At 41.4% G+C, this 21,400-nt stretch carries 20 protein-coding genes and 1 other RNA gene; 4 read left to right on the top strand and 17 right to left on the bottom strand.

Annotated features, from left to right (window positions below; translation table 11 throughout):
- Nucleotides 1-5: 5 nt before the first annotated feature.
- The 6 genes from BLV00_RS09400 to cdd form a co-directional block, all read right to left on the bottom strand.
- Entirely contained in the window at nt 6-1,142 is a 1,137-nt protein-coding gene (locus tag BLV00_RS09400) for a THUMP domain-containing class I SAM-dependent RNA methyltransferase (RefSeq protein WP_093044722.1), read from the bottom strand.
- A 101-nt stretch (nt 1,143-1,243) separates the two neighbouring features.
- An RNA gene (gene rnpB / locus BLV00_RS09395) (RNase P RNA component class B) lies at nt 1,244-1,620 on the bottom strand.
- 102 nt (nt 1,621-1,722) lie between these two features.
- Nucleotides 1,723-2,043, bottom strand: a complete 321-nt coding sequence (gene gpsB / locus BLV00_RS09390; protein WP_093044721.1) for a cell division regulator GpsB — start codon at nt 2,041-2,043, stop codon at nt 1,723-1,725.
- A gap of 76 nt (nt 2,044-2,119) precedes the next feature.
- Entirely contained in the window at nt 2,120-2,683 is a 564-nt protein-coding gene (locus tag BLV00_RS09385; RefSeq protein ID WP_093044720.1) for an SLOG family protein, read from the bottom strand.
- Nucleotides 2,684-2,793: 110 nt separating this feature from the next.
- Complete coding sequence (locus tag BLV00_RS09380; RefSeq protein WP_245728921.1) at nt 2,794-3,279, bottom strand: CotD family spore coat protein; 486 nt, start codon at nt 3,277-3,279, stop codon at nt 2,794-2,796.
- A gap of 171 nt (nt 3,280-3,450) precedes the next feature.
- On the bottom strand, nt 3,451-3,855 hold the full coding sequence (gene cdd, locus BLV00_RS09375) for a cytidine deaminase (RefSeq protein WP_093044719.1): 405 nt from the start codon (nt 3,853-3,855) through the stop codon (nt 3,451-3,453).
- Between the two features lie 179 nt (nt 3,856-4,034).
- On the opposite strand from cdd, the gene BLV00_RS09370 reads away from it, so the two are divergent.
- Complete coding sequence (locus BLV00_RS09370; protein ID WP_093044718.1) at nt 4,035-7,106, top strand: efflux RND transporter permease subunit; 3,072 nt, start codon at nt 4,035-4,037, stop codon at nt 7,104-7,106.
- A 68-nt stretch (nt 7,107-7,174) separates the two neighbouring features.
- On the top strand, nt 7,175-7,306 hold the full coding sequence (locus BLV00_RS22545; protein ID WP_281243004.1) for a hypothetical protein: 132 nt from the start codon (nt 7,175-7,177) through the stop codon (nt 7,304-7,306).
- A gap of 13 nt (nt 7,307-7,319) precedes the next feature.
- Here BLV00_RS22545 and BLV00_RS09365 read toward each other — a convergent pair whose 3' ends face one another.
- The 3 genes from BLV00_RS09365 to BLV00_RS09355 all read right to left on the bottom strand — a co-directional run bounded on the left by BLV00_RS09365 (nt 7,320) and on the right by BLV00_RS09355 (nt 9,307).
- A complete protein-coding gene (locus BLV00_RS09365; protein WP_093044717.1) occupies nt 7,320-7,691 on the bottom strand; it encodes a DUF1798 family protein in 372 nt (123 codons plus the stop codon).
- Between the two features lie 61 nt (nt 7,692-7,752).
- Nucleotides 7,753-8,037, bottom strand: a complete 285-nt coding sequence (locus tag BLV00_RS09360) for a hypothetical protein (protein ID WP_093044716.1) — start codon at nt 8,035-8,037, stop codon at nt 7,753-7,755.
- A gap of 328 nt (nt 8,038-8,365) precedes the next feature.
- Nucleotides 8,366-9,307 (bottom strand): DUF2515 family protein, encoded by a 942-nt coding sequence (locus BLV00_RS09355; protein ID WP_245728919.1) that lies wholly within the window; start codon nt 9,305-9,307, stop codon nt 8,366-8,368.
- A 126-nt stretch (nt 9,308-9,433) separates the two neighbouring features.
- Between BLV00_RS09355 and recU the strand changes: the two genes are divergently transcribed.
- Entirely contained in the window at nt 9,434-10,021 is a 588-nt protein-coding gene (recU, locus tag BLV00_RS09350) for a Holliday junction resolvase RecU (protein ID WP_093044714.1), read from the top strand.
- Nucleotides 10,022-10,039: 18 nt separating this feature from the next.
- Nucleotides 10,040-12,775 (top strand): penicillin-binding protein 1A, encoded by a 2,736-nt coding sequence (locus BLV00_RS09345; RefSeq protein ID WP_176791437.1) that lies wholly within the window; start codon nt 10,040-10,042, stop codon nt 12,773-12,775.
- Nucleotides 12,776-12,873: 98 nt separating this feature from the next.
- Here BLV00_RS09345 and nth read toward each other — a convergent pair whose 3' ends face one another.
- The 8 genes from nth to dinG all read right to left on the bottom strand — a co-directional run bounded on the left by nth (nt 12,874) and on the right by dinG (nt 21,372).
- The gene (gene nth / locus BLV00_RS09340) at nt 12,874-13,530 is read right to left on the bottom strand and encodes an endonuclease III (protein WP_093044713.1); all 657 of its coding nucleotides are present in this window, start codon (nt 13,528-13,530) and stop codon (nt 12,874-12,876) included.
- A gap of 15 nt (nt 13,531-13,545) precedes the next feature.
- Nucleotides 13,546-14,238 carry a DnaD domain-containing protein gene (locus BLV00_RS09335; RefSeq protein WP_093044712.1) on the bottom strand — a complete coding sequence of 231 codons (693 nt, stop codon included), beginning with the start codon at nt 14,236-14,238 and terminating at the stop codon, nt 13,546-13,548.
- 129 nt (nt 14,239-14,367) lie between these two features.
- A complete protein-coding gene (gene asnS / locus BLV00_RS09330) occupies nt 14,368-15,660 on the bottom strand; it encodes an asparagine--tRNA ligase (protein WP_093044711.1) in 1,293 nt (430 codons plus the stop codon).
- Between the two features lie 17 nt (nt 15,661-15,677).
- Nucleotides 15,678-16,862 carry a pyridoxal phosphate-dependent aminotransferase gene (locus BLV00_RS09325; RefSeq protein WP_093044710.1) on the bottom strand — a complete coding sequence of 395 codons (1,185 nt, stop codon included), beginning with the start codon at nt 16,860-16,862 and terminating at the stop codon, nt 15,678-15,680.
- 14 nt (nt 16,863-16,876) lie between these two features.
- Nucleotides 16,877-17,407, bottom strand: a complete 531-nt coding sequence (locus BLV00_RS09320; RefSeq protein WP_143030708.1) for a cell wall elongation regulator TseB-like domain-containing protein — start codon at nt 17,405-17,407, stop codon at nt 16,877-16,879.
- Entirely contained in the window at nt 17,364-17,534 is a 171-nt protein-coding gene (locus BLV00_RS09315; RefSeq protein ID WP_093044708.1) for a YpmA family protein, read from the bottom strand. The genes BLV00_RS09320 and BLV00_RS09315 overlap by 44 nt, the downstream gene beginning before the upstream one ends.
- 208 nt (nt 17,535-17,742) lie before the next feature.
- Nucleotides 17,743-18,528 carry a ComEC/Rec2 family competence protein gene (locus tag BLV00_RS09310; RefSeq protein WP_093044707.1) on the bottom strand — a complete coding sequence of 262 codons (786 nt, stop codon included), beginning with the start codon at nt 18,526-18,528 and terminating at the stop codon, nt 17,743-17,745.
- 57 nt (nt 18,529-18,585) lie between these two features.
- Nucleotides 18,586-21,372 (bottom strand): ATP-dependent DNA helicase DinG, encoded by a 2,787-nt coding sequence (gene dinG / locus BLV00_RS09305; RefSeq protein WP_093044706.1) that lies wholly within the window; start codon nt 21,370-21,372, stop codon nt 18,586-18,588.
- Between the last annotated feature and the right edge of the window lie 28 nt (nt 21,373-21,400).

The following is a 21,400-nucleotide window of genomic DNA, read 5'->3' as shown; positions in this document are numbered from 1 at the left end:
TCCCCCTATTTCGGCCGCTTTCCAAAAAACTGATAATAGTCAGTTTGAATGTAACCATTGAATAACTTCCGCTTTTTAGATGCCTGCCGTCCATAAATTTTTTCAAAATTTGAATGGGAAGTAAGAACGTAGACACTCCAGGATGGATGATCGCGCATAATCGAGCCTAAATCTCTATACATTGCTTCTACTTCTTCCCGCTCCCCGATTCGTTCTCCATAAGGAGGATTAGACACAAGGTAGCCATTTTCCTGCTTTGGACGTAAATCTTTTACCTGCATTTGTTTCCACTGGATCAAATCACCCAGGCCAGCTTCCATGGCATTCGCTTTGGAAATTTCAATCATACGATGATCGATATCATAACCAGTAATATCTAAGGGCTGGTCGTATTTGGCGTGGTCCTCTGCTTCCTGAAAAGCATTATCCCATACTTTTTGTGGAATCCAGTCCCATTCCTCCGAAGCGAATTCTCTATTAAATCCAGGGGCGATATTCTGCCCGATTAAAGCAGCTTCAATCGCTATGGTTCCTGAGCCGCAGAAGGGGTCGACAAAAGGCTTGTCTGGTGTCCAGTTTGTCAGCTGCACCAGCGCAGCAGCCAGGGTCTCCTTCAAAGGTGCTTCCCCTTGTCCAGTACGATACCCTCTTTTATGCAAACCACTGCCTGATGTGTCAATCGTCAATAATGCGGTGTCCTTATGCAATGCAATTTCTACACGGTAGAATGCCCCATCTTCTTTCAACCATGAAGCGATTCCATGACGTTGCTTCAACCGTTCGACAATCGCTTTTTTTACGATTGATTGACAATCAGGGACACTGTATAGTTTTGATTTCACTGATTTACCAATGACCGGAAACTCGCCATCTTCTGGTATGTAGGTTTCCCAGGGAAGCGCCTTGGTCTTTTCGAATAATTCATCAAAACTGTAAGCCTTGAATTTTCCTACCTGAAGTTTGATACGATCAGCTGTCCTTAGCCAAAGATTCGCACGTGGGATTGCGGATACGTCAGCCTCAAAGGTTACCCTGCCATTCTCCACTTCTACATCTTTGTAACCTAAATTTTTCACTTCCTGAGCAACAATTGCTTCGAGTCCCATTGCTGCGGTAGCGATCAAAGTGACTTTTTGCGGCATAGAAATTTCATTCCTTTTCATCGATAGTTATAATAAAAAACCCTTTCTAACGCAATGACTGCATTTAGAAAGGGATTGTTTCAAAGTCAGACCTTTGAATACTTTGTAAGCCATGTTCTGTACCATCGTACTGCCAGCGGTGGTCAACCTCGTACTCCGGTGGTAATCATCTATCTGCAAGCATTACGCTTGCCTCTTGTCAGGTTCATTTCCCTTCGAAGAGTGCCCCTACCTTCATTTGGGTTGCTCGCTCATGGGGTTTACCTCGTTCCACTCAAAGCATTTCTACTTTGACTACGTCACTGTGGCACTTTCAAGGTTGGAATGCCATATCCAAAAGGACTTAGGCATTTTCCCTGCCGTTAGCCATCAGGCTACCCTGACTTATGGTTTCGTCAGGCATGAACACTACAGGCATCTCAGCCTGTGCGAGCATGGACTTTCCTCTGCATTAAACATGCAGCGATCACCCAAGTATTCAAAACTGCTTTATTATTTTACCTGGTTGACTGATTACTGTCAATGGAATAACTATTATAGCATACATGTTAAAGGATTGTATACGCCAATTATTGGTAACTTATGAGTCTGCGTATTTCTTTCCAAAAACAGCTTTTTCTAAATTAGAGAGGCGCTTCAACACATCATAATTCACTTGATGATTAGGCGTCTGTGTTTCATTCTGGACTGGACGGCTTCTCGTTGCCTCTCTTGCAGGGGTACGTTTCAACCGTTCATTCTCCTGTCTTAGCCGTTCAATTTCCTGATTAAACACATCATAGTCCTGAATAATCAGATCCAAAAACTCATCTACATCTTCCTGATTATAACCTCTCATAGATGTTTTAAAATCTTTTTCTAATATCTGTTTACCATCTAAATTCAATTTATCATTGATCATCAGTATCACCTCTATTTACACACCTTACTCCTATTTTTCCAAAACGGAGCATAAATGTCAATTTTTTATTGTGACTTCATTGACTCCAGTAATCCGGGTCGGCCATTTGTAATTGCTCCACTGTTTCTTGGAGATCGAGTGGTGTTATATAAAGTATTTTATATCCCGTTTTTTCCTCGGCAGCCAGTGCTTCTTTTCGAAAAAAATCAGGACTTCCCGGGGTGTCTTGATCATAAAGCATCAAAGCACCCTCCGAATGGTTTACCAGAAACTGATCCTTCGCTTTAAATTGATATGGGCCCTGATATTCCTTTTCATAAACAGGTTTATAAAAATCGGCCAACATGGACATTTCTTCATATCGGCTCTTCATTTCGTCCGGCCATCGTGATTCCTGATTGATGAAAGGTGGAATGAAGCCAAGCTGCACATCATAGTGTTCTTTTAAGTCGATGACGACTTCTGCAGCCCATAATTCTACTCCCATCTGTCCTGATATCAATACCCATTCCAGTCCCTCTTGTAACATATCTGTCAGCTTTTTTTTCAGTGCTTCCTTGATGTAGAAGATCCGTGGATCATCATTTTTAAAAATGCCTAATTCCATGGGTTTATAGCCGGTAACTACCATCGTTTTCATAAAAATCGGCTCCTTGCACGGTTTCCCTTCTATATCAGTATATCTCAAACCTATGTAGTCATCCAAACATAAAAAAACGAGCATCCGTTAGATACTCGTTTTTATAATGATTAATCACGCCACCAAGGGTGATGGCAGCCTTTACTCATGTGACTCGGACCCATCGGAGCTCCTTGAGGTGGCATATTGTTATCTCCGACACCTGCAACCTGCGGACCCATACCCTGAGGCATCATTCCCATTGGCGGTCTTGGTCCCATTTGAGCCCCTGCGACTTGAGGCCCCATTCCCATCGGCGGTCTTGGTCCCGTCTCAGCACCTGCAACCTGAGGGCCCATCCCCATTGGTCCCGTCATTTCAGGTCCCTGAGGCGGCATGAAGACATCCTCTGAGTCGAAGGTATCCATTACAGATTGTGTCTGCGGGAAGTGGTGCATGTTTCTGGTCAAATGATGATTCATGATGGTGGTATGCGTAGGGTGAATATAATCTACTTCATTCTGGAAGTAATTATTTTGGACACAGTGTCTTGTAGGGCAGACGACTTGCTGTCTCGGACCAGTTTGCCCAGGGCCCATACAATTTTTGTGATGCATCTTTCATTCCCCTTTCTGTAAGATTCATCTTTCATTATTAGGTTATGTACTGGGTCAATAACATGTACTGAGGCAAATAACCATTTTATAAGCAACTTGTCATATAAAGGGGAAAGTCAATTTACACTAAAAAAAGCACCCGGTATATACCAGATGCTTTTATGTAAGATACTATTTTTCGTTAGATAAATCACTTTGTGCAAAAGAGAATGGCAATAATTCTTCCATAGTAAGTGTTTTGACATCTCCTTTGAGATTGGTGGTGTGAATCTTCATATCATTCGGGAAAAATTCACTCATTACTTGTCGACAGGATCCGCATGGAGGTACCGGACGGTCTGTATCAGCCACAACAGCCATTTCCTGGAATTCATTTTCTCCGTCGGCAATTGCTTTGAAAATAGCGACTCTTTCTGCACAGCACGTTACTGGGTACGCTGCATTTTCAATATTGCATCCATCATAGGTCTTCCCGGACTTAGTAATCAGCGCAGCTCCAACTTTAAATTTTGAATACGGGGTATAGGCATGCTCGCGGATATTTTTTGCTCTTTCAATCAAGTTTGTCTTTGTCATTTTCATCCCTCCCCTATTAGTGGGAAGATAATTATAAGTGATAATTTTTTAATTGTAAAGCGTTTACAATGGATGGCAACAATAATTTCAAAATTACTTCTAAAAAGGTACAAACATGATAAAATGGGTATATACTTGTATAACTTTTGTAAACATTTTTTAAAGGGGGAGCTTTTTCAATGGCTACAGTTTTACGATACCGGAAAATCGTATGGGTATTTATATTGTTATTACTTTTTACTGGGATATTTACATATTTTCAGTTGCCGAAACGAGAAATACCAGAAATCAATGTCAACCTGACGTCTCTTTCGACTGTTTATCCCGGTGCCACACCTGAAGAGGTGGAACGAACAATTACCAATCCCTTAGAATCGGAACTTTCATCCATCAATGGGATAGAAGAAATCTCCTCTGCTTCAACTACTGGTTTTTCAACCATTACTGCTACGCTTGCCGACGGGATAGATAACGACACGGTTAACTCTAAAATACAACAGGCTGTTTCGGATGCTTCGAGGAATTTCCCTGATGAGGTGGGGTCTCCGGAAATAGAAACAGACCTTATGATGTCGGCTGCTGCTTCTTATCATTTGATAGCGGATAATTATGAGACATTGTATAACCTTCATAACACAATGGAGAGTTGGAAAGAGGAACTAACCAATATCAATGGAATTGAAGCAGTGGATATTAAAGGACTCCCTGATAGGGAAATAAAGCTGACACTGGACAATGATAGCCTGATCGACAACCAGGTCTCCCCTTTCCAGGTGATTGAGTCCGTAAATAAAGAGTTGGCTCCTGCTGCTATTGGTACTACTCAACAAAACGATAAAATTTATCAATTAGTCATGGAAAACATGACCGATATCAATAGCTTTGCTGACATCAAGGTAGCACAGGGTGAAAATGGACCAATATACGTGCGTGATGTGGGGAATGTCGATACAGAAACGGTAGAGGAAGAAGACTTGATAACCTTTGAAGGCAAACCAGCCTTATCGATTACTCTTTTAGCTGAAGAAGGGGTAAATATGTCTTCGTTACAAGACGAGGTATCCTCTAAGATTGAGGACCTTTCTGCCGCTTTACCTGATGAAGTTACTACTGACAGGTTCTACACGCAAAATACTATTATAGAAGAAGTGTTCACTAACCTGCTGACATCCTTTGCCATTTCCCTTGTAGCGGTATTTTTCATTATGATTATCGGCTTGCCAATCTCCTCTGCTATTCTGGTAGGATTAGCGGTCCCTTTATCCATTATCATCGGGTTGATTCCCTTACCATACACTGGCGTAGACCTGAATCAGATCTCGATTATTGGAATGATTATCGCAATCGGTATCCTGGTAGATGATGCAATTGTAGTCAACGATAATATCCAGCGGCGTTTACAACTGGGAGATACTCCATTAGAAGGAACTATTAAAGGAGTGAAAGAAGTCGGTCTCTCTATTGTCACTTCTACTTTGATGATCATATTCAGTTTCCTTCCTTTGACCTTCTTGTCTGGAAGTAATGGTGATTTTATTAGGGCGCTGCCGATGGTGTTGATACTAACAATTATCGCTTCAACGATTATGGCATTAACTTTTATCCCGACAATCCAATATGCACGTTTTAAAAGAGCTTCATCCAATCCATCCAGAAAAGCTGGACTTCTTGGAGGATTTTTCAACCGCCTGGAAAACCTTTATGCAGACCGGATCCTGCCGAAAGTGACGAAACGTCCCTGGACGACTGGTTTGCTCGGTTTATTAGCCTGTGTCTTGTTAGCACTGTTGATTATTAAAATACCTTTTGAGTTTTTCCCTAGTGCTGACCGGCCAGAGGTCACCGTTTCCGTAACATATCCCCAAGGGACTACCCTGGAGGAAACAAAAGAGTCAAGTGAAAATATGGAAGAATTTCTGCTTGGTAATAATACAACCATCACAGAAACTGCAGTATATGCAGGTAGCGGTCTGCCTAACCTATTTAGCTCAGGACTGGGAAGGTCCGGGGAAAATACTGGGCAGTTACTGGTAAGAATCGATCGCGAGAAAACAAGTGCAACAGCTTTTATCGATGAATGGGAAAATGAATTGAGAAGTGAATTTGAAAACGCTGAAATTTTCATGGAAACCATTGAGTCTGGTCCCCCTGCTTCCCCACCTATCGTGTTGAAAATTCAAGGACCAGCATTGGATCAGCTCATCCAATTGTCAAAAGATATACAATCTCGCTTTGCACAGTTGGAAAGCTTAGAATTGACTACCCTAAACGCAGGTAGTGAACAGCCGTTTATCCGTTATAAGCTCGATCAGGATTTACTGGCTGAAAACAACATTACTGACGAACAAGTAACTACTCTTCTACAAGTCGCAAATACCGGGATACCGATTGGGATATTTGATAACGGTAAAGAACGGCTGCCTATTACTGCAATGGTAGATGATGGGAAAGAAAATGGAGTGAACCTAGAAGCTTTACAGGTCACTTCCCAATCATCTGCCGCCAATCAAAATCCATCAGGAGAACAGCCGCCATCGGTTTTCTCCCTCGAGGAAATCATTACAGAAGAAGAATTTACCCAGGCAGGGGCAATTCCTCACCTTGATGGAAAAAGGACCTTCACCCTGGAGGCTTACCCTAAAAAGGGCGAAGACGTAAAATTCGAACAAGAAGCGAATGATTTAATTGCTGAAATACAGAAAGATACGCCTGAAGATTATCAGGTATTTCAAACCGGGGAATCGAATGCTCGTACGGAATTTTTCATTGAAGTTGCAAAACTGTTCGTAATTGTTTTGTTTTTGATTTACTTAACGATTGCTATACAATTCAATTCTTTGACAATGCCGCTTTTGATTACAAGTTCGGTATTCTTAGCGGTGACCGGAGCGTTTATTGGCCTGTTCGTATTCGGTCAGCCGCTAAGCTTCCTCGCTGTATTAGGAATCGTCTCTTTATCGGGGATTGCAGTAAGGAACTCCGTTATTCTCGTGGAATTCATCGAGCAGAACCGTAATCGTTATGAGACGATTGTGGAAGCAGTAACACAAGCTGGAAGAGCAAGGTTAAGACCGATCATTTTGACATCTTTGACATCTATTGCAGCACTTACCCCTATAATTTTTACAGGAGATGTATTATTTCGCCCATTGGCCATTTCCATTGTGTCTGGATTATTATTCTCTACCCTGCTGACATTGTTGCTTGTACCAGCTTTTTATTTGATGCTTTTCCGCATCAGACGCAGGTAAGCTTTCATTTTCTTCCTTAGTAATTCTCATTTCAATGGAGATACTATTCAACTAAGGAGGGTGAATGAATGGGACGCGGAAAAGAATTCAAAGCGAAAAGGCAAAACCATGAACACGAGAAACCAAAGACAGCAAAACGTTTTGCTGAGTCCGGGGATCAGGTAAGAAAGATTCCGGAAGGCACTTCGATGAAGGAATAGCAAAAGGGACCAATCAATGGTCCCTTTTTATATGATTCCAATCATTTAACAGCATATCCATCACATAATGGACGGAATGATTGAGCTCATTAAAACGCTTTTTCTTTACATCGATATAATAACTATGCAAAATCAATAATTCCACATTTTCATGTGTGGACTTCACCTGGTTTGGATGGACATTGACTCGTTTGTCTTTCACAAATTCCTCTGCCGTTTCAAGCCATTGATCATTCAACTGAAACATAGGCGCTGATTCTGTTTTGACTTTTTGAAAAAAATCATGATCATTACGATCAGCAGGCCCTTCTTGGGCTTCATATCTGATGCGTAACTCTTCAACCAAATCTTTGACTTGAATCGTCAATTCATAAAGATCAGTCATTCTATTTCACCCCTTCCCCTCTAGCCTATCACGCTTGGGGAAAACGGTACATTCAGAATAATCAAATCAACCTTGTCTTCCTCCCGGCCATAGAAAACGACTTTTCCATGTGCAGATCTTTTTGGTTGCGCTTAAGCTCTTTTATTTCCGCACGCATTGTCAAGATTTCTTCTTGCAAACGATCGATTTCTTTTCGATGGGCGACTGCCATTGTAAATACTACCTCATCAGCTTTTAAGGAAATCTTCTGTTCCAAACGCTGCATGTCATCCATCATTTCAATGATAGAATGTTCGAACTGACGTCGGGATACACCTTGCTGTTGTGCTTTTGTAGATACTCCCATGCACAAACCTCCTCTTATGCTTTGTTACTATATAGAATTCTAGCTTCTCCTCTTGCCTCCTCCACAGCTGACAAAACTAGAACTATTCTTACAAAAACAGCTATCGTATCCATCATAAAAATTGCATTTCGACAAAGAATAATGACAAGGAGGGATGCACCAATGAGTAGAAAAGAACAAAAACGTTCCGAAACCCAAAATAAGAAAAACAGTAAAAACAAACGAAATCAAACAGGCAACCCTAAACTAGATGGAGAAAATCATCCTGCTACCTGAAATTGAAATAGTGATAAACGAGGCTGGCATTTTATAACCAGCCTCACCCCTACTATAAAGGCAAAAACTTACTCACCTTGAGCAATACTTTCTTTTTTATATAATACCTTTTTGGGGCGCCATTTGGTGAAGGAATCCCAGCCTCCCACCACTTTTGCTTCAACCCCCTTAAGCGATGCCAATCCTCACGAATATTGTCTTGATGCTGGACTATTGGATAAACTTGCTTCAAAGGCGGAGCAGTCATAGTAGGAAGAGTGAAGAACTGCTCATACTCTTCCCTGCTTCCCACCGGTTCCACAGTACGAATAAAATCAAGAAATTGTGGTAACAGCCGGGGATTAAAAAGGAGACCATTCAACGTATTTCCTATCGCGATGCGCTGATCGATATGTGTGAATCTATAAACGGGAAGTCCATATAATGCGCCACTTTTCATGGGAAATATAACTACATTCAACCGTAAAAAAGACTCAAGCAAGTATGGCCAATGATGAAAGATTTGACGTCGAAAGTACGGCTGTTGGATTACCGGGTTTTCAATCACATTCTGTTCGTTGATGATTAGAGCTTTGATAAGCCGATCGCCATCTGCGGTTTCCCAAAAACGCAGCCATTCTTGGATCATGAAACGTGAAACATGAAAGGCTTTTAAGCATTCGAATAATGGCTTCCCCTGCTCCTTCGATAGTTGGTAAATGAGAAGCTGAGGATAAGCGTCTGAAAAAATCAGCCAGTTCGCCCTTTCATAGGTGGAAAATAATTGCTGGCGCTGTTTATCGTTCAGCAGGTTTTTAATGGGAGGTATGACCAGATCTGTCATATTCCATCCTGCATTTCTGGAGACCATACTTGCCAGCAATGCCCAGCGAATTTCTGGATTCTTTAAATAATAGTTTTGATAAGCAAGCGTTCGGGTAATGTTATCCGAGTTATGGACAATCGATTTATATTTAACCTGCTGGATTATCTCGCCATGAAAAATTGATGACACGCTCATCACCCTCTTTTTTATTTATTATGTATCATCGACACCAGTATAATTATCCATGTCGATATATTTTAGTTCTCATTTTTTAAAGAAATTTGGTATGATACTCTCATGGTGGGAGGTATGAAGATGAATTATCCGAATGGTAAACGGAGTACTGTCTCTAAACCAGACAAGACCCCGAAGAAGCCAGACTTCAGCAACAGGGGAATGACCCTTGAGGAGGACATCAATGTAACCAATGAGTATTATTTAGCGTCAAATACCGCGGTGATCCATAAGAAGCCCACCCCGGTCCAAATTGTTCGAGTGGATTACCCTAAACGGAGTGCAGCTGTCATCAAAGAAGGCTATTTCAAACAAGCATCTACTACTGATTATAATGGGATCTATCGAGGCAATTATATTGATTTTGAAGCAAAGGAAACGAGAAATAAAACTTCCTTCCCATTAAGTAATATCCATCAACATCAAATTGATCATATGAAAGCTGTACATGAACACGGAGGGATATGTTTTATGATCATTCGTTTCACACCGCACCAGGAAACATTTTTTTTATCAGCTGTGAAACTTTTTTATTGGTGGGACGAACAATATAAAGGAGGGAGAAAATCTATTCCTTATTCCTATATTCAGCGGAATGGAAAACTTATCCCTTTCACTTACCAGGCACGTGTAGATTACGTCAAAGTCCTTGATAAGCTTTTTTTCTAGAAATGGAGGAAATGAGTTATGGCAAATGATAGCCAATCTCGAACAGCAAGAAGAAAACAAAAATTCACGAAAAAAATTAATTTCAAAAAGGTGCTACTGGCACTACTGATATTAGGAATCTTCCTGATGATTGGTGTAGGAAGCTTATTCGCCTACTATGTTTCAGGATCTCCTAAACTTGATAAATCGCAATTATCCGATCCAATTCCTTCACGAGTATATGATATGAATGGAGAGCTTTTTGCAGAGTTGGGGAATGAAAATAGAACGAAAATCAATTACGGTGATTTGCCTGATGTCATGATCGACGCAGTAATAGCTACGGAGGATGCTCGCTTTTTTGAACATTCAGGTATCGATATCCGACGTATCGGTGCTGCTGTATGGAGCAATATCACCAGCGGCTTTGGGTCCCAAGGTGCAAGTACAATCACCCAGCAGGTCGTCAAACGTTCCTTTTTAAGCCCAGATAAAACCCTTGAGCGTAAAGTACAGGAACAATGGCTGGCGATTAAGCTGGAACAAAAATATTCCAAAGAAGAAATTCTGGAAATGTATATGAATAAAATTTATTACGATGCTGGTGCATACGGTGTCGCAGAAGCTGCAGAAACCTATTATGGGATTACCGATTTGAGTGAATTGACATTGCCGCAGGCTGCGTTGCTTGCCGGGATCCCGCAGCGCCCTGCTGCCTATAATCCGATTAAACATCCGGAAAACGCTAAAGAACGTAGAGACATTGTTTTAGATTTGATGGTCCACCATGGAAAGATTTCAGAAGAAGAAGCCAAGAAAGCGAAGCAAGTAAAAATCGAAGATATGCTTAACCCGAAAAAAGATACAGCTAACAAATATCAGGCTTTCTTAGATCAGGTACAGCGAGAGGTCAAGGCAAAACTTGATGGTGCCGATATCTACAAAGATGGCTTAAAGATTTATACAACGGTAGAACCGAAAGTTCAAGAAAAAATGGAAGAACTATTAAGTGAAAACAGCTCCCTTCCATTCCCAGATGATGAACTGCAGACAGCTTCCACTGTTGTAGATACCCAAACTGGGGAAATCCGTGCAATTGGGGGAAGCCGTGCAAAAGAAGGATCAAACGGCGGATATAATTTCGCGATTCAAGGTGGTAGACAAGCCGGTTCTACATTCAAACCGATCATGGCATATGGACCAGCGATTGAAAATATGAAGTGGTCCACCTATCACCAATATAACGACGAAGGACCGGTAGAATTTGAAAACGGGGATGTAATTGAAAACTACAAGGAAAAATATTATGGCTGGGTCTCCATGCGTGAAGCCCTTTATAGGTCCTTGAACAATCCTGCAGTTAAGACGTTCCAGGAAGTAGGTCCAGATAAAGTTGTCCCATTTGCTGAAGGGCTTGGAATCGAGGTCAAAAAAGACCAATTCTACCCTTCTGATGCCATTGGCGGTGGGAAGACAACTGCTACACCAAAAGAACTCGCCGGTGCTTATGCTGCTTTTGGTAATGAAGGCGTCTTTAATGAGCCTTATGCAGTTACTAAAGTAGAATTGCCTAACGGGGAAGAGTTTGATTTGAAACCTGAACCAAAGGCTGCAATGAGCAAATACACCGCATATATGATTACTGACATGCTGAAAAGTGTTATGACAAACTCCAGCGGTACAGGACGAGAAGCAAATATTCCTGGTTTGCCAGTAGCTGGTAAAACAGGTACGACCAACTTTGGAGACGATGTGACACCAGATGCCTGGTTCAACGGGTATACTACCAATTACACGATATCTACATGGACGGGGTATGGAGATAGAAATGATAAGCATATTCCAGAATCAGGTCAGGATATTCCTAAACAATTGTTCAAATCGTTGATGACAACCATATCTGAAGGTCAAGAAACGCAAGACTTTGTTAAACCGGATACGGTAAAAGAAGTAGAAGTGGAAAAAGGTTCAAATCCAGCTAAGCTGCCTAGTGATTACACACCAGATTCAGAAATCGTAACGGAACTATTTGTTGTTGATAACCTGCCGACGGAAACTTCGGAACAATATGACAAGCTGGATCCGGTCTCAGGATTATCAGCAGAGTATAATAAAGATAAACATGTGATCGATTTGTCCTGGGATCATAAAGATGATGACGTCCAATTTGAGGTTTATGTCTCGGTTGACGGTTCCGATAACCGACAAATTACAACCATGAAAGAAAAATCTTTAGAAGTTACCCAGATAAATCCAGGCTCAACGTATGAATTCAGTATAAGAGCTGTCAATGATGATAGTAAGAGTGATCCGCAATCAGCTTCGGTAACGGTGCCTGGTGGCGATGATTCTGAGGAAGATTCGGAAGAAGGATCTAAAGAGAATCAGGACAAAAAAGATAAAAACAAAGATAAAGACAAAGACAATGGTAATGGCCAAGGAAATGGCGGTGACTCCGGTGGTGACACTGGTGGAGACACTGGTGGTGGTACTGACGATGGTACTGGCGGTGGCACCGATGGCGGTACTGACGGCGGTACTGATGGTGGCACTGACGGCGGTACTAACGGTGGCACCGATGGTGGTACTGACGGTGGCACCGATGGTGGTACTGACGGTGGCACTGACGGCGGTACTGATGGCGGTACCGGTGGCGGCACTGACGGGGGTACTGATGGCGGTACCGATGGTGGCACTAACGGGGGTACTGATGGTGGCACTGACGGTGGTACTGACGGTGGTACTGACGGTGATGATGGAAGCATCTTACCCTAATCATTGATTCGCCAATTTAAGCCATAACAAAGTAACATCACAAAAAGCCAGTAGATGGTATCACTCATCTACTGGCTTTCCTATTTGGTAAAAGCTATTTATACATGATTCTTTCTCTTCATACGCTTCTGTCCTTCTCGGCAAATTTCCAACAGCTTGCATTGCTCACAGTTAGGGCGTTGGGCTTTGCAATGATAACGCCCGAAGAAAATCATACGATGGTGTGTTTCGCTCCATTTCTCCTTTGGAATTTTCCGCATGAGCGTTTTCTCTACTTCCAGCACAGAGTCTTTCCATCTACAGATAGCTAATCGTTTCGAGACACGTTCAACATGGGTATCAACAGCTATGGCAGGTTCATCAAATGCTACAGAAGCCACGACATTAGCTGTCTTTCTCCCTACACCTGCCAGGCTCTCAAGCTCTTTTTTAGTCCGCGGTACTTCCCCATCGAACTTATCCAACAGTGTTTGAGACAGCTTACGAATGTTTTTAGCCTTATTTCTATATAAACCGATGGAGCGGATGTCCTGTTCTAATTCTTCAATGGGAACTGCCAGATAATCTTCCGGTGTGCGATATTTTTGAAAAAGTTCCTTGGTCACTTTATTGACCAATGCGTCCGTACACTGAGCTGATAGCACCACTGCAATTAACAAGTCAAATGGATTCGAATGATTCAATTCACATTCTGCATGTGGAAACATCTCTTCAAAAACTTGCAGGCAGTATTCAATTTGTTTTTTATTGAGCACCTGTCCATCTCTCCCCTATTCTTCCTCCAGCCAATTATAATATAAAGATATATCCTTTTTGGAGCGTTGAGATACTGGCTGTTCTGTTTGCTGCTGGCCTCTGAATTGTTTTCCTGCCTGTCTTGCCTGATCTACGCTCCGTATCCCCTTCTTACTCCATTCTCTAAGAATGCGGTCGATATACTTGAAATTCAGTTTTCCCATTAAGACAGCTTCTCTGAGAGCAGCTTTTATGAGTGCTGGCTGCTGTCCATCTTGATCCAGCCATATATTAATGGTTTCAATTTCGAAAGGAGATAATAAACGGCCGAATTCTTGTTCGAATAACACAAATAAATTATCATGTGCCTCTTTATTAGCTTCAGGCGTAACTTCTTTTTCAACCGTATATAGTTTTTCCCACAACGGCTCAAAAGAATAATATTCATTCAAGATGCCATCTTCATTTCTTTTTTGTTCAATTACCAGGATCTTTTTCTTGATCATATTACGGAGCAGTCGTGAACAATCCTGTTCTGTGCCTGGAGAAAATTGAGCAATCTCCTCTGGCGTAGGAAAAGGATTGCCCTCATAGTAAAAGCGTTGAATTTGAAGTAAAATTAATAATTCTGATTCCGTCAATCCTAACGTCTGATAGTTCTTCAATAAGCGTTTGGATATCACCATTTGATCATTCAATATATCCTGATATTGCTGATAATTACTCATGATTTCACACCTTAAATGTATATATACTGGCTGTCTTTTATTCTAATCCGCTCTTCATAACACAGACCATGCCCGTTAAAAAGCAGCATGGTCTATGAGAGAATCTTAATGAAGGTCCTCATCCTTCCATCATGGATATAAACGATTCAGCAAACGAGGGAATGGAATAGTTTCCCTTACGTGCTCTACACCTGCTATCCATGCAACCGTGCGCTCTAACCCCAGGCCAAAGCCGGAGTGTGGAACGCTGCCATACTGGCGCAGCTGCAGGTACCATTCGTAAGCAGGACCCGTCAATCCATTTTCTTCATACCTTTGTTCCATCAATTCCATATCATCGATCCGTTGTGAACCTCCAATGATTTCCCCATAACCTTCAGGAGCAATCAAATCAGCGCATAATACAACGTCCGGGCGTTTCGGATCTGGTTTCATGTAAAACGCTTTGATTTCCGCAGGCCAATGGGTGATGAAAACAGGCTTGTCAAAGCTTTCTGCAATTGCAGTTTCATGTGGTGCCCCAAAATCGTCGCCCCATTCGACATCGTCAAACCCTTTTTCTTTCACTAACTGGATTGCTTCATCATAGGTGATTCGCGGAAAAGGAGCACTTATCTTTTCCAGTTGAGAAGTATCACGATCAAGTACTGCCAACTCTATGGTGCAATTTTTCAAAACGGATTGGACAACATGAGAAACATAATGCTCCTGTACCTGAAGGCTGTCTTCATGATCCATGAAAGCCATTTCCGGTTCAATCATCCAGAATTCAATCAGGTGACGTCTTGTCTTCGACTTTTCGGCTCGGAATGTCGGTCCGAAACTAAACACTTTTCCAAATGCCATCGCTGCTGCTTCCATATATAATTGACCTGATTGAGAAAGATAAGCATCTTCATCAAAGTATTTCGTATGGAATAATTCTGTCGTTCCTTCTGCAGAAGCTCCAGTTAAAATCGGAGGATCGACTTTCACATAACCTTGCTCATTGAAAAATTCATAGGTCGCACGGATGATTTCATTACGAACCTTCATTACCGCATGCTGTTTCTTGGAACGTAACCATAAATGACGGTGGTCCATCAAAAACTCTGTCCCGTGATTTTTAGGCGTAATCGGATAGTCAACCGCTTCATGGATTAATTCGAAATCATTCACCTGCATTTCAAAACCTAGTGGAGAACGTGTGTCTTCTACAATTGTCCCGGTAACATAAAGGGATGATTCCTGAGTCAGGCTTTTCGCTTCCTGGAACTTTTCTTCACCCACTTCAGCCTTGACGACCACTCCCTGCATAAAGCCCGTTCCATCTCTAAGCTGCAAAAAAGCTATTTTTCCGCTGGACCTTTTGTTAGCAAGCCACGCTCCAATTGTCACCTCTTCGCCTACATGTTTGTGTACTTCTGCTATCGTCGTTTTCACAATGTTCCCTCCAACTACTATGATGTATGTTTTTCTACAAATCGTTTGATCCGTTTAGCCGCTTCTTCCAGTTGATCTAAAGAAGTGGCATACGAAAGTCGGATATTTTCCGGGGAACCGAATCCTGAACCCGGCACTACCGCTACTTTCTCTTCTTCCAATAATGCTTCTACCCATGCATCAACCGTATCAAAGCCACTCTGCTCACTGGCTTTTTTCACATTAGGAAATAGATAGAAGGCTCCCTTAGGTTTTACGCACGCTACACCAGGTATCTCGACAATCCAATCGTAAAGCTTTTCCAAACGTTCACCGAATGCTTGTTTCATTTTATTTACTTCATGTTCGTCCGTTGTATATGCCGCAAGTGCAGCGTACTGTGCAATCGAAGTCGGATTAGATGTAGAGTGGGATGCCATACTAGTCATTGCCTTGATGATTTCCGGATCACCCGCTGCGTATCCGATTCTCCACCCCGTCATGGAATGTGATTTAGAGACACCATTGATAACGATGGTATGTTTGTATAATTCATCTGATAAAGAAGCAATCGAAACATGCTCTTCTTCTGAATAAATCAGTTTTTCATAAATTTCGTCCGAAACAATCAGTAAGTCATGCTTTAGGCAGACTTCTCCAAGTTTTTGTAACTCTTCTTGAGAATACATCATGCCTGTAGGATTGCTTGGTGAATTAATAATAACCGCTTTGGTCTTGGAGGATATAGCAGCTTCCAATTGCTCTGGAGTGATTTTGAACCCATTCTCCTCTTTTGCTTCGGCAAACACCGGCTTCCCTTCTGCCAACTTCACCTGTTCCGGGTAACTCACCCAGTATGGAGTCGGGACAATCACTTCATCCTCAGGGTTCAGTATAACTTGAAACAATGTGTATAAGGCGTGCTTGGCTCCAGTAGTGACGACAATTTGTGTATCTTTGTAATTCAATCCTTGATCTTTTGAAAATTTCTCGATGATCGCCTGCTTCAAATCAGGAATACCCCCGGATGGAGTATATTTAGTCAGACCTTGTTTCATTGCATAAGAAGCTGCATCCAAAATATATTCCGGGGTGTTGAAATCCGGCTCTCCTGCACCTAAGCCGATGACATCATGTCCATCTGCTTTCAATGCTTTCGCCTTTGCTGTTATCGCTAATGTACTTGATGGTGTCAGTGCTTGTACCCGGTTTGCTAGTTTCATTTTCTCCACTCCTCCTAAGATCGTCTGAATGCAAATTGCTGATACCGTTCTCCTGACTCGGCGTCATAATGAGCTATTACGTATCTTCCCTGCTCATCTATGTAGGTCATTTCCCAAACCGTTCTGTCATCTTCAAGTCCTAATTTGATATCAATCCATTCGCACTTATCACAATTTTCCTGCCATGCTTTTTCCAGACTGGCTGCATCAGCAAGTTCTTCTTTCTTGACATAAGTAACCAGCTGCTTGTTTTTCTTACTGATAAAAGCATAGCCGTGTTCCCCGGACTCAGTTGCTCCTGAAACAATGTGAAGTGCCTCGTTACCGTTATACCTTTGAATGGAGTCGATGTCAATCAAGGCTGTTTCTTCAACGGCTATCTGCTTTGATGCCCCATATCCTTCTTGCTTATCTTCCATAATGTCTGTATAAAACCAGTAGGCAGCAATGGTTAGAATCAATCCGATAACGATACAGCCAAGAACTGTCCATTTAACCCAATCAGGTACGGTAGATCGTGAAGACTGCTGTGTCCTGATCATCATTATCCAGTGCCAATCCAAACATTAAATTTTGTTCTTTCAATGTACGATTCAACGTATCAACAATTTTGTACAAATCATCACTATTCTTAATTTTAACTGTTGAGAGTGTTTCGATTTTATTCCCCATTATTGATTCCTCCAAAAAAATCAGTTCATCTCAATATTTGCTACTTATATAAATGGCAGTTTAACGGACAATATTACTGTAACGTAAAGTCATCACCTTTATCATTATAACAGTTCACCTATCAAAATTTGATGGTGAATTCCACATAAACCAAAAAAACCTAACCCACAACCATCCTGTGCCCGGACTTCGGGCACAGTTTTTTTATTTAATCTGATGGTACATTGTATTGGTCTTTGTCCATTTCAATGGTTGTCGTTCCGGTTTGCTGGAGGCGGTATACATCCATCCAGAAGCCATGCATTCGTTCAATCAGCCCATCATTCACCGCACTTCCATTTCTTGTGAAAATCACTGCCATATGAGGATCTGTTTTTTCAAGAAATTGTTCTGTTGGGGCATTACCTGTCCCATACTCTCCGATTTTTAAGATTTGAAAAGGTGGCAATGATTTTTTTGTAATATGAATTTCTTCCTCAATATCCCCTTTTGCGAAAAAAATGACTCCCGTTTCATAAAAGGATAAATGAAGCGACATTTTTTCTTCATCTGTAAATATAACCTTCATGGAAATACCATCTAATTGGACTTCATCGTCTTCTTTCCAGGTAGTGGTCGTTACATCTGCCTCTGGCTGGCAATTGGTTTGTATTGTTCCTGTATGATAAATTCTCTCTACTTGATATTCTTCAATAAGTTTATTCATGTTCCCGCAATAATCATTGGTTTGACCAGTCAGTATAATTCCTTCGATTGTTTTAACATCGAAACGTTCTAGTTCCTCAATCAGCTGCTTATAGCTGTCATGTTCCCCTGTATTGATGAGATAATATTTTTTACGGTCCGTTTGGAGCAATGTTGCTTCGCCGTCAGCCAAATTAAAGAATGTGATTTTCGCTTGACTTCTTTCTTTAGGTTCATATTGTGATTCTTGTGGCTGACTTGCTCCTGTCATGACCAAACTCAACAGTAACAGAAACAAAAATCTTAACATCTGCATCCCTGCTATCTTCAAAGAATTTAACATCTTTAGCATATGCAGACGAAAAAATCATAACCATTCTTGAGCTTTTTCCATCAGTTTTGCAGTACTGTCTATTTCTAATGGAACCTCGGGAATCGACTCGATAAAATATTTCCCATAACGTGCATGGATCAAGCGCTGATCACAAACAAATACAATTCCTCTATCGGTACTGGAACGGATGAGTCGGCCGAATCCTTGTTTGAACCGGATGACTGCATGAGGCAAAGATTGTTCCATAAACGCATTCTTTCCGTTTTGCTTCAAACGGTCTGCTCTGGCTTGATAAACTGGATGGTTCGGTGGCTGGAATGGCAGACGTACAATCATAAGACACGATAAGTCATCACCAGGAATATCGACGCCTTCCCAAAAGGAACTGGTTCCAAGCAAAATGGACTGATCAAAGGCTTGGAAGTTTTTCTTCAACCGTTCCCGACTCCCGCTTGTAATTCCTTGAGCAAACAACATGAATTCTTCCGGAAGAATTATTTCCCTCAGCAGTTCATATGTTTTTTTCAACATATCATAAGAAGTGAATAAAACAAGCATTCTTCCTTCTGTGATTTGTGCCATGGAATAAATCGCTTCACAGGTTGCGTGAATAAATTCTGTTTGATCGCTTTTTATATCAGGGAAATCATTTGGTACCATTAGCTGCACCTGGTCTGCAAAAGGATAAGGTGATGGAATTTTCACTTGAAGCGGCTTGAGATCCGTAATTCCCAGACGGTCGGTAATATAACGGAACGAATGCTTCATAGTGAGGGTTGCACTTGTAAGAATAATACTGTCTTTCGCTTCAAATAAAGAATGCTTCAACCGTTCTGCCACGTTTATTGGTTCACTATAGAGGTACACGGAATTATGTGCTCCCATTGCGTCAATTTCCAGCCATTTGACCTCTTCTTCCTCATCATCGAGTAAATACTGATGCAGCTCACCATTTATTTGTTTTAATTTCTGGACGAAAGCTGTTATTTCTATGAAATCTGAATTGGTAGAATCAGTAAGAATGTTCTCCGCTTCCAAATGAGCGTTCAACGCTTCCATCCCTCTATCCAGCTGATTGACTGCAAAGCTTATTCTTTGGACCATTTCCTGAATAGTCGATAACTGCTTTGGTTTGATCTTATTATGCTGATAAGTAAATTGGACCCTGCCGACATCACTTCTATCTTTCCGCTTTTTATTGTTAGCCAACACCAGCTGAAATAAATAACGGAATAAACTATCCAGGTCTTCTTTCAACTGTTTATAGATAGGAATATTTTCATTTACAATTTCCATCATTTTACCTGACCAGGCTGACTGCTTTGCAGTATATAAAGCTTCCAGCTGGTTAAAGTAATTTTGCCATAATCCATAATCCATATGGAGACCGAAATATTTGCTGGCTGTCGTTTCTAAATGATGGGCTTCATCCACTATCAAATGATGAAAATCAGGCATGAACGCATGTTCCAGTGTTAAGTCGGTACATAATAAAGAATGATTGGTAATAATGATATCAGCTTTCTCTGCATGACTCCTGGCCTTCCTGTAAAAGGAATCTTTGTTGGCCTTTGACCAGGTTTCTTCTGCTTCTTCTTGATCCGTAGAGATTCGATTCCATAGATATTTTCCACTTGAAGGTAATTGTATTTCGTCAATATCCCCGGTAATCGTTTCCGTCAACCAGACAAGAAGCATTGCTTTAGATAAAATAATATCGTAATTATCTCTGCTTCCTTCTTTAAGCTCTTTACTGAATCGAAGAGTGCTGATGTAATGTTCTTTACCTTTCAATAATGCAATTTCGAACGGATGACTGAACAACTTTTTTACCTGAGGTATTTCTTTTTCCAAAAGCTGGCGTTGCAGTTGGGTTGTAAATGTACTTATGACCACTCTCTTTCTGTTCGTGACTGCATAATAGACGGCGGGTATCAAATAAGCCAATGATTTACCTGTACCAGTTTCTGCCTCAATCAATGCATGCTCTTGGGAAGTGAATGCATCATAAACCGTTTCTGCCATTGTCCTCTGGCCTTCCCGGTATTCGTAATCATTTATGATGGAAGCTAATCCATTTCCAGAAAGAAATAATTGATCGAGATAATCACCGAAAGAATCAGGAACTTCGTGCTCATTTTCTGACTTAGGTGCTGTCGCTTTAACAGCCAGGCCATGAACCATTACTACTTCATGATTTTCTTGATCACTGTACATTTTCCGACTGATTTCATCCATCAGTAAGTTACGTAAATCGCTTTTCAGAGGACTTTCAATTTCTAAAAGCTGCTGCAATGTAACCAGTGGAAGCATCGTGAATTTCTGAAACAAGTATGCTAATAAATCCACCGTCACTTTTGCATCAGATAAAGCGCGATGGGGATCGTTATGCTGAACGTGCAATTGTTCTGCAAGCTGACCCAATTTGAAGCCTGGAGACTGTGGCAGAAGGATGCGTGCAAGTTCCACCGTATCGATTACGGGATTATTGAGTGCATTCAGGCCACATCTCACAAATTCTTTATTTAAAAAGCCAAGATCAAACTGAATGTTATGCGCAACTATATAGGCACCTGTAAACATTTTGTGAATCTCTGGGGCAATTTCTGAAAAAAGAGGGGCATTTTCCACATGCTCATTTGTAATCCCGGTCAAGTTTGTAATAAACGGTGGAATATCTTGTTCTGGATAGACTAACGACGAGAACTCTTCCACTACTTCTCCATCTTCCCAGATTACGATCCCGACTTCGATGATTCGGTCGTTTTTCAATGGTGCATTACCGGTGGTTTCTAAATCAACGACTGTAAATCTTGCCATCCCTTACCCCTCTTTTCATTCGTTTACA

This window comes from Thalassobacillus cyri (assembly GCF_900107755.1).
GTDB classification, from domain to species: Bacteria; Bacillota; Bacilli; order Bacillales; family Halobacillaceae; genus Thalassobacillus; species Thalassobacillus cyri.
This window is presented reverse-complemented; position numbering and strand designations above follow the sequence as displayed.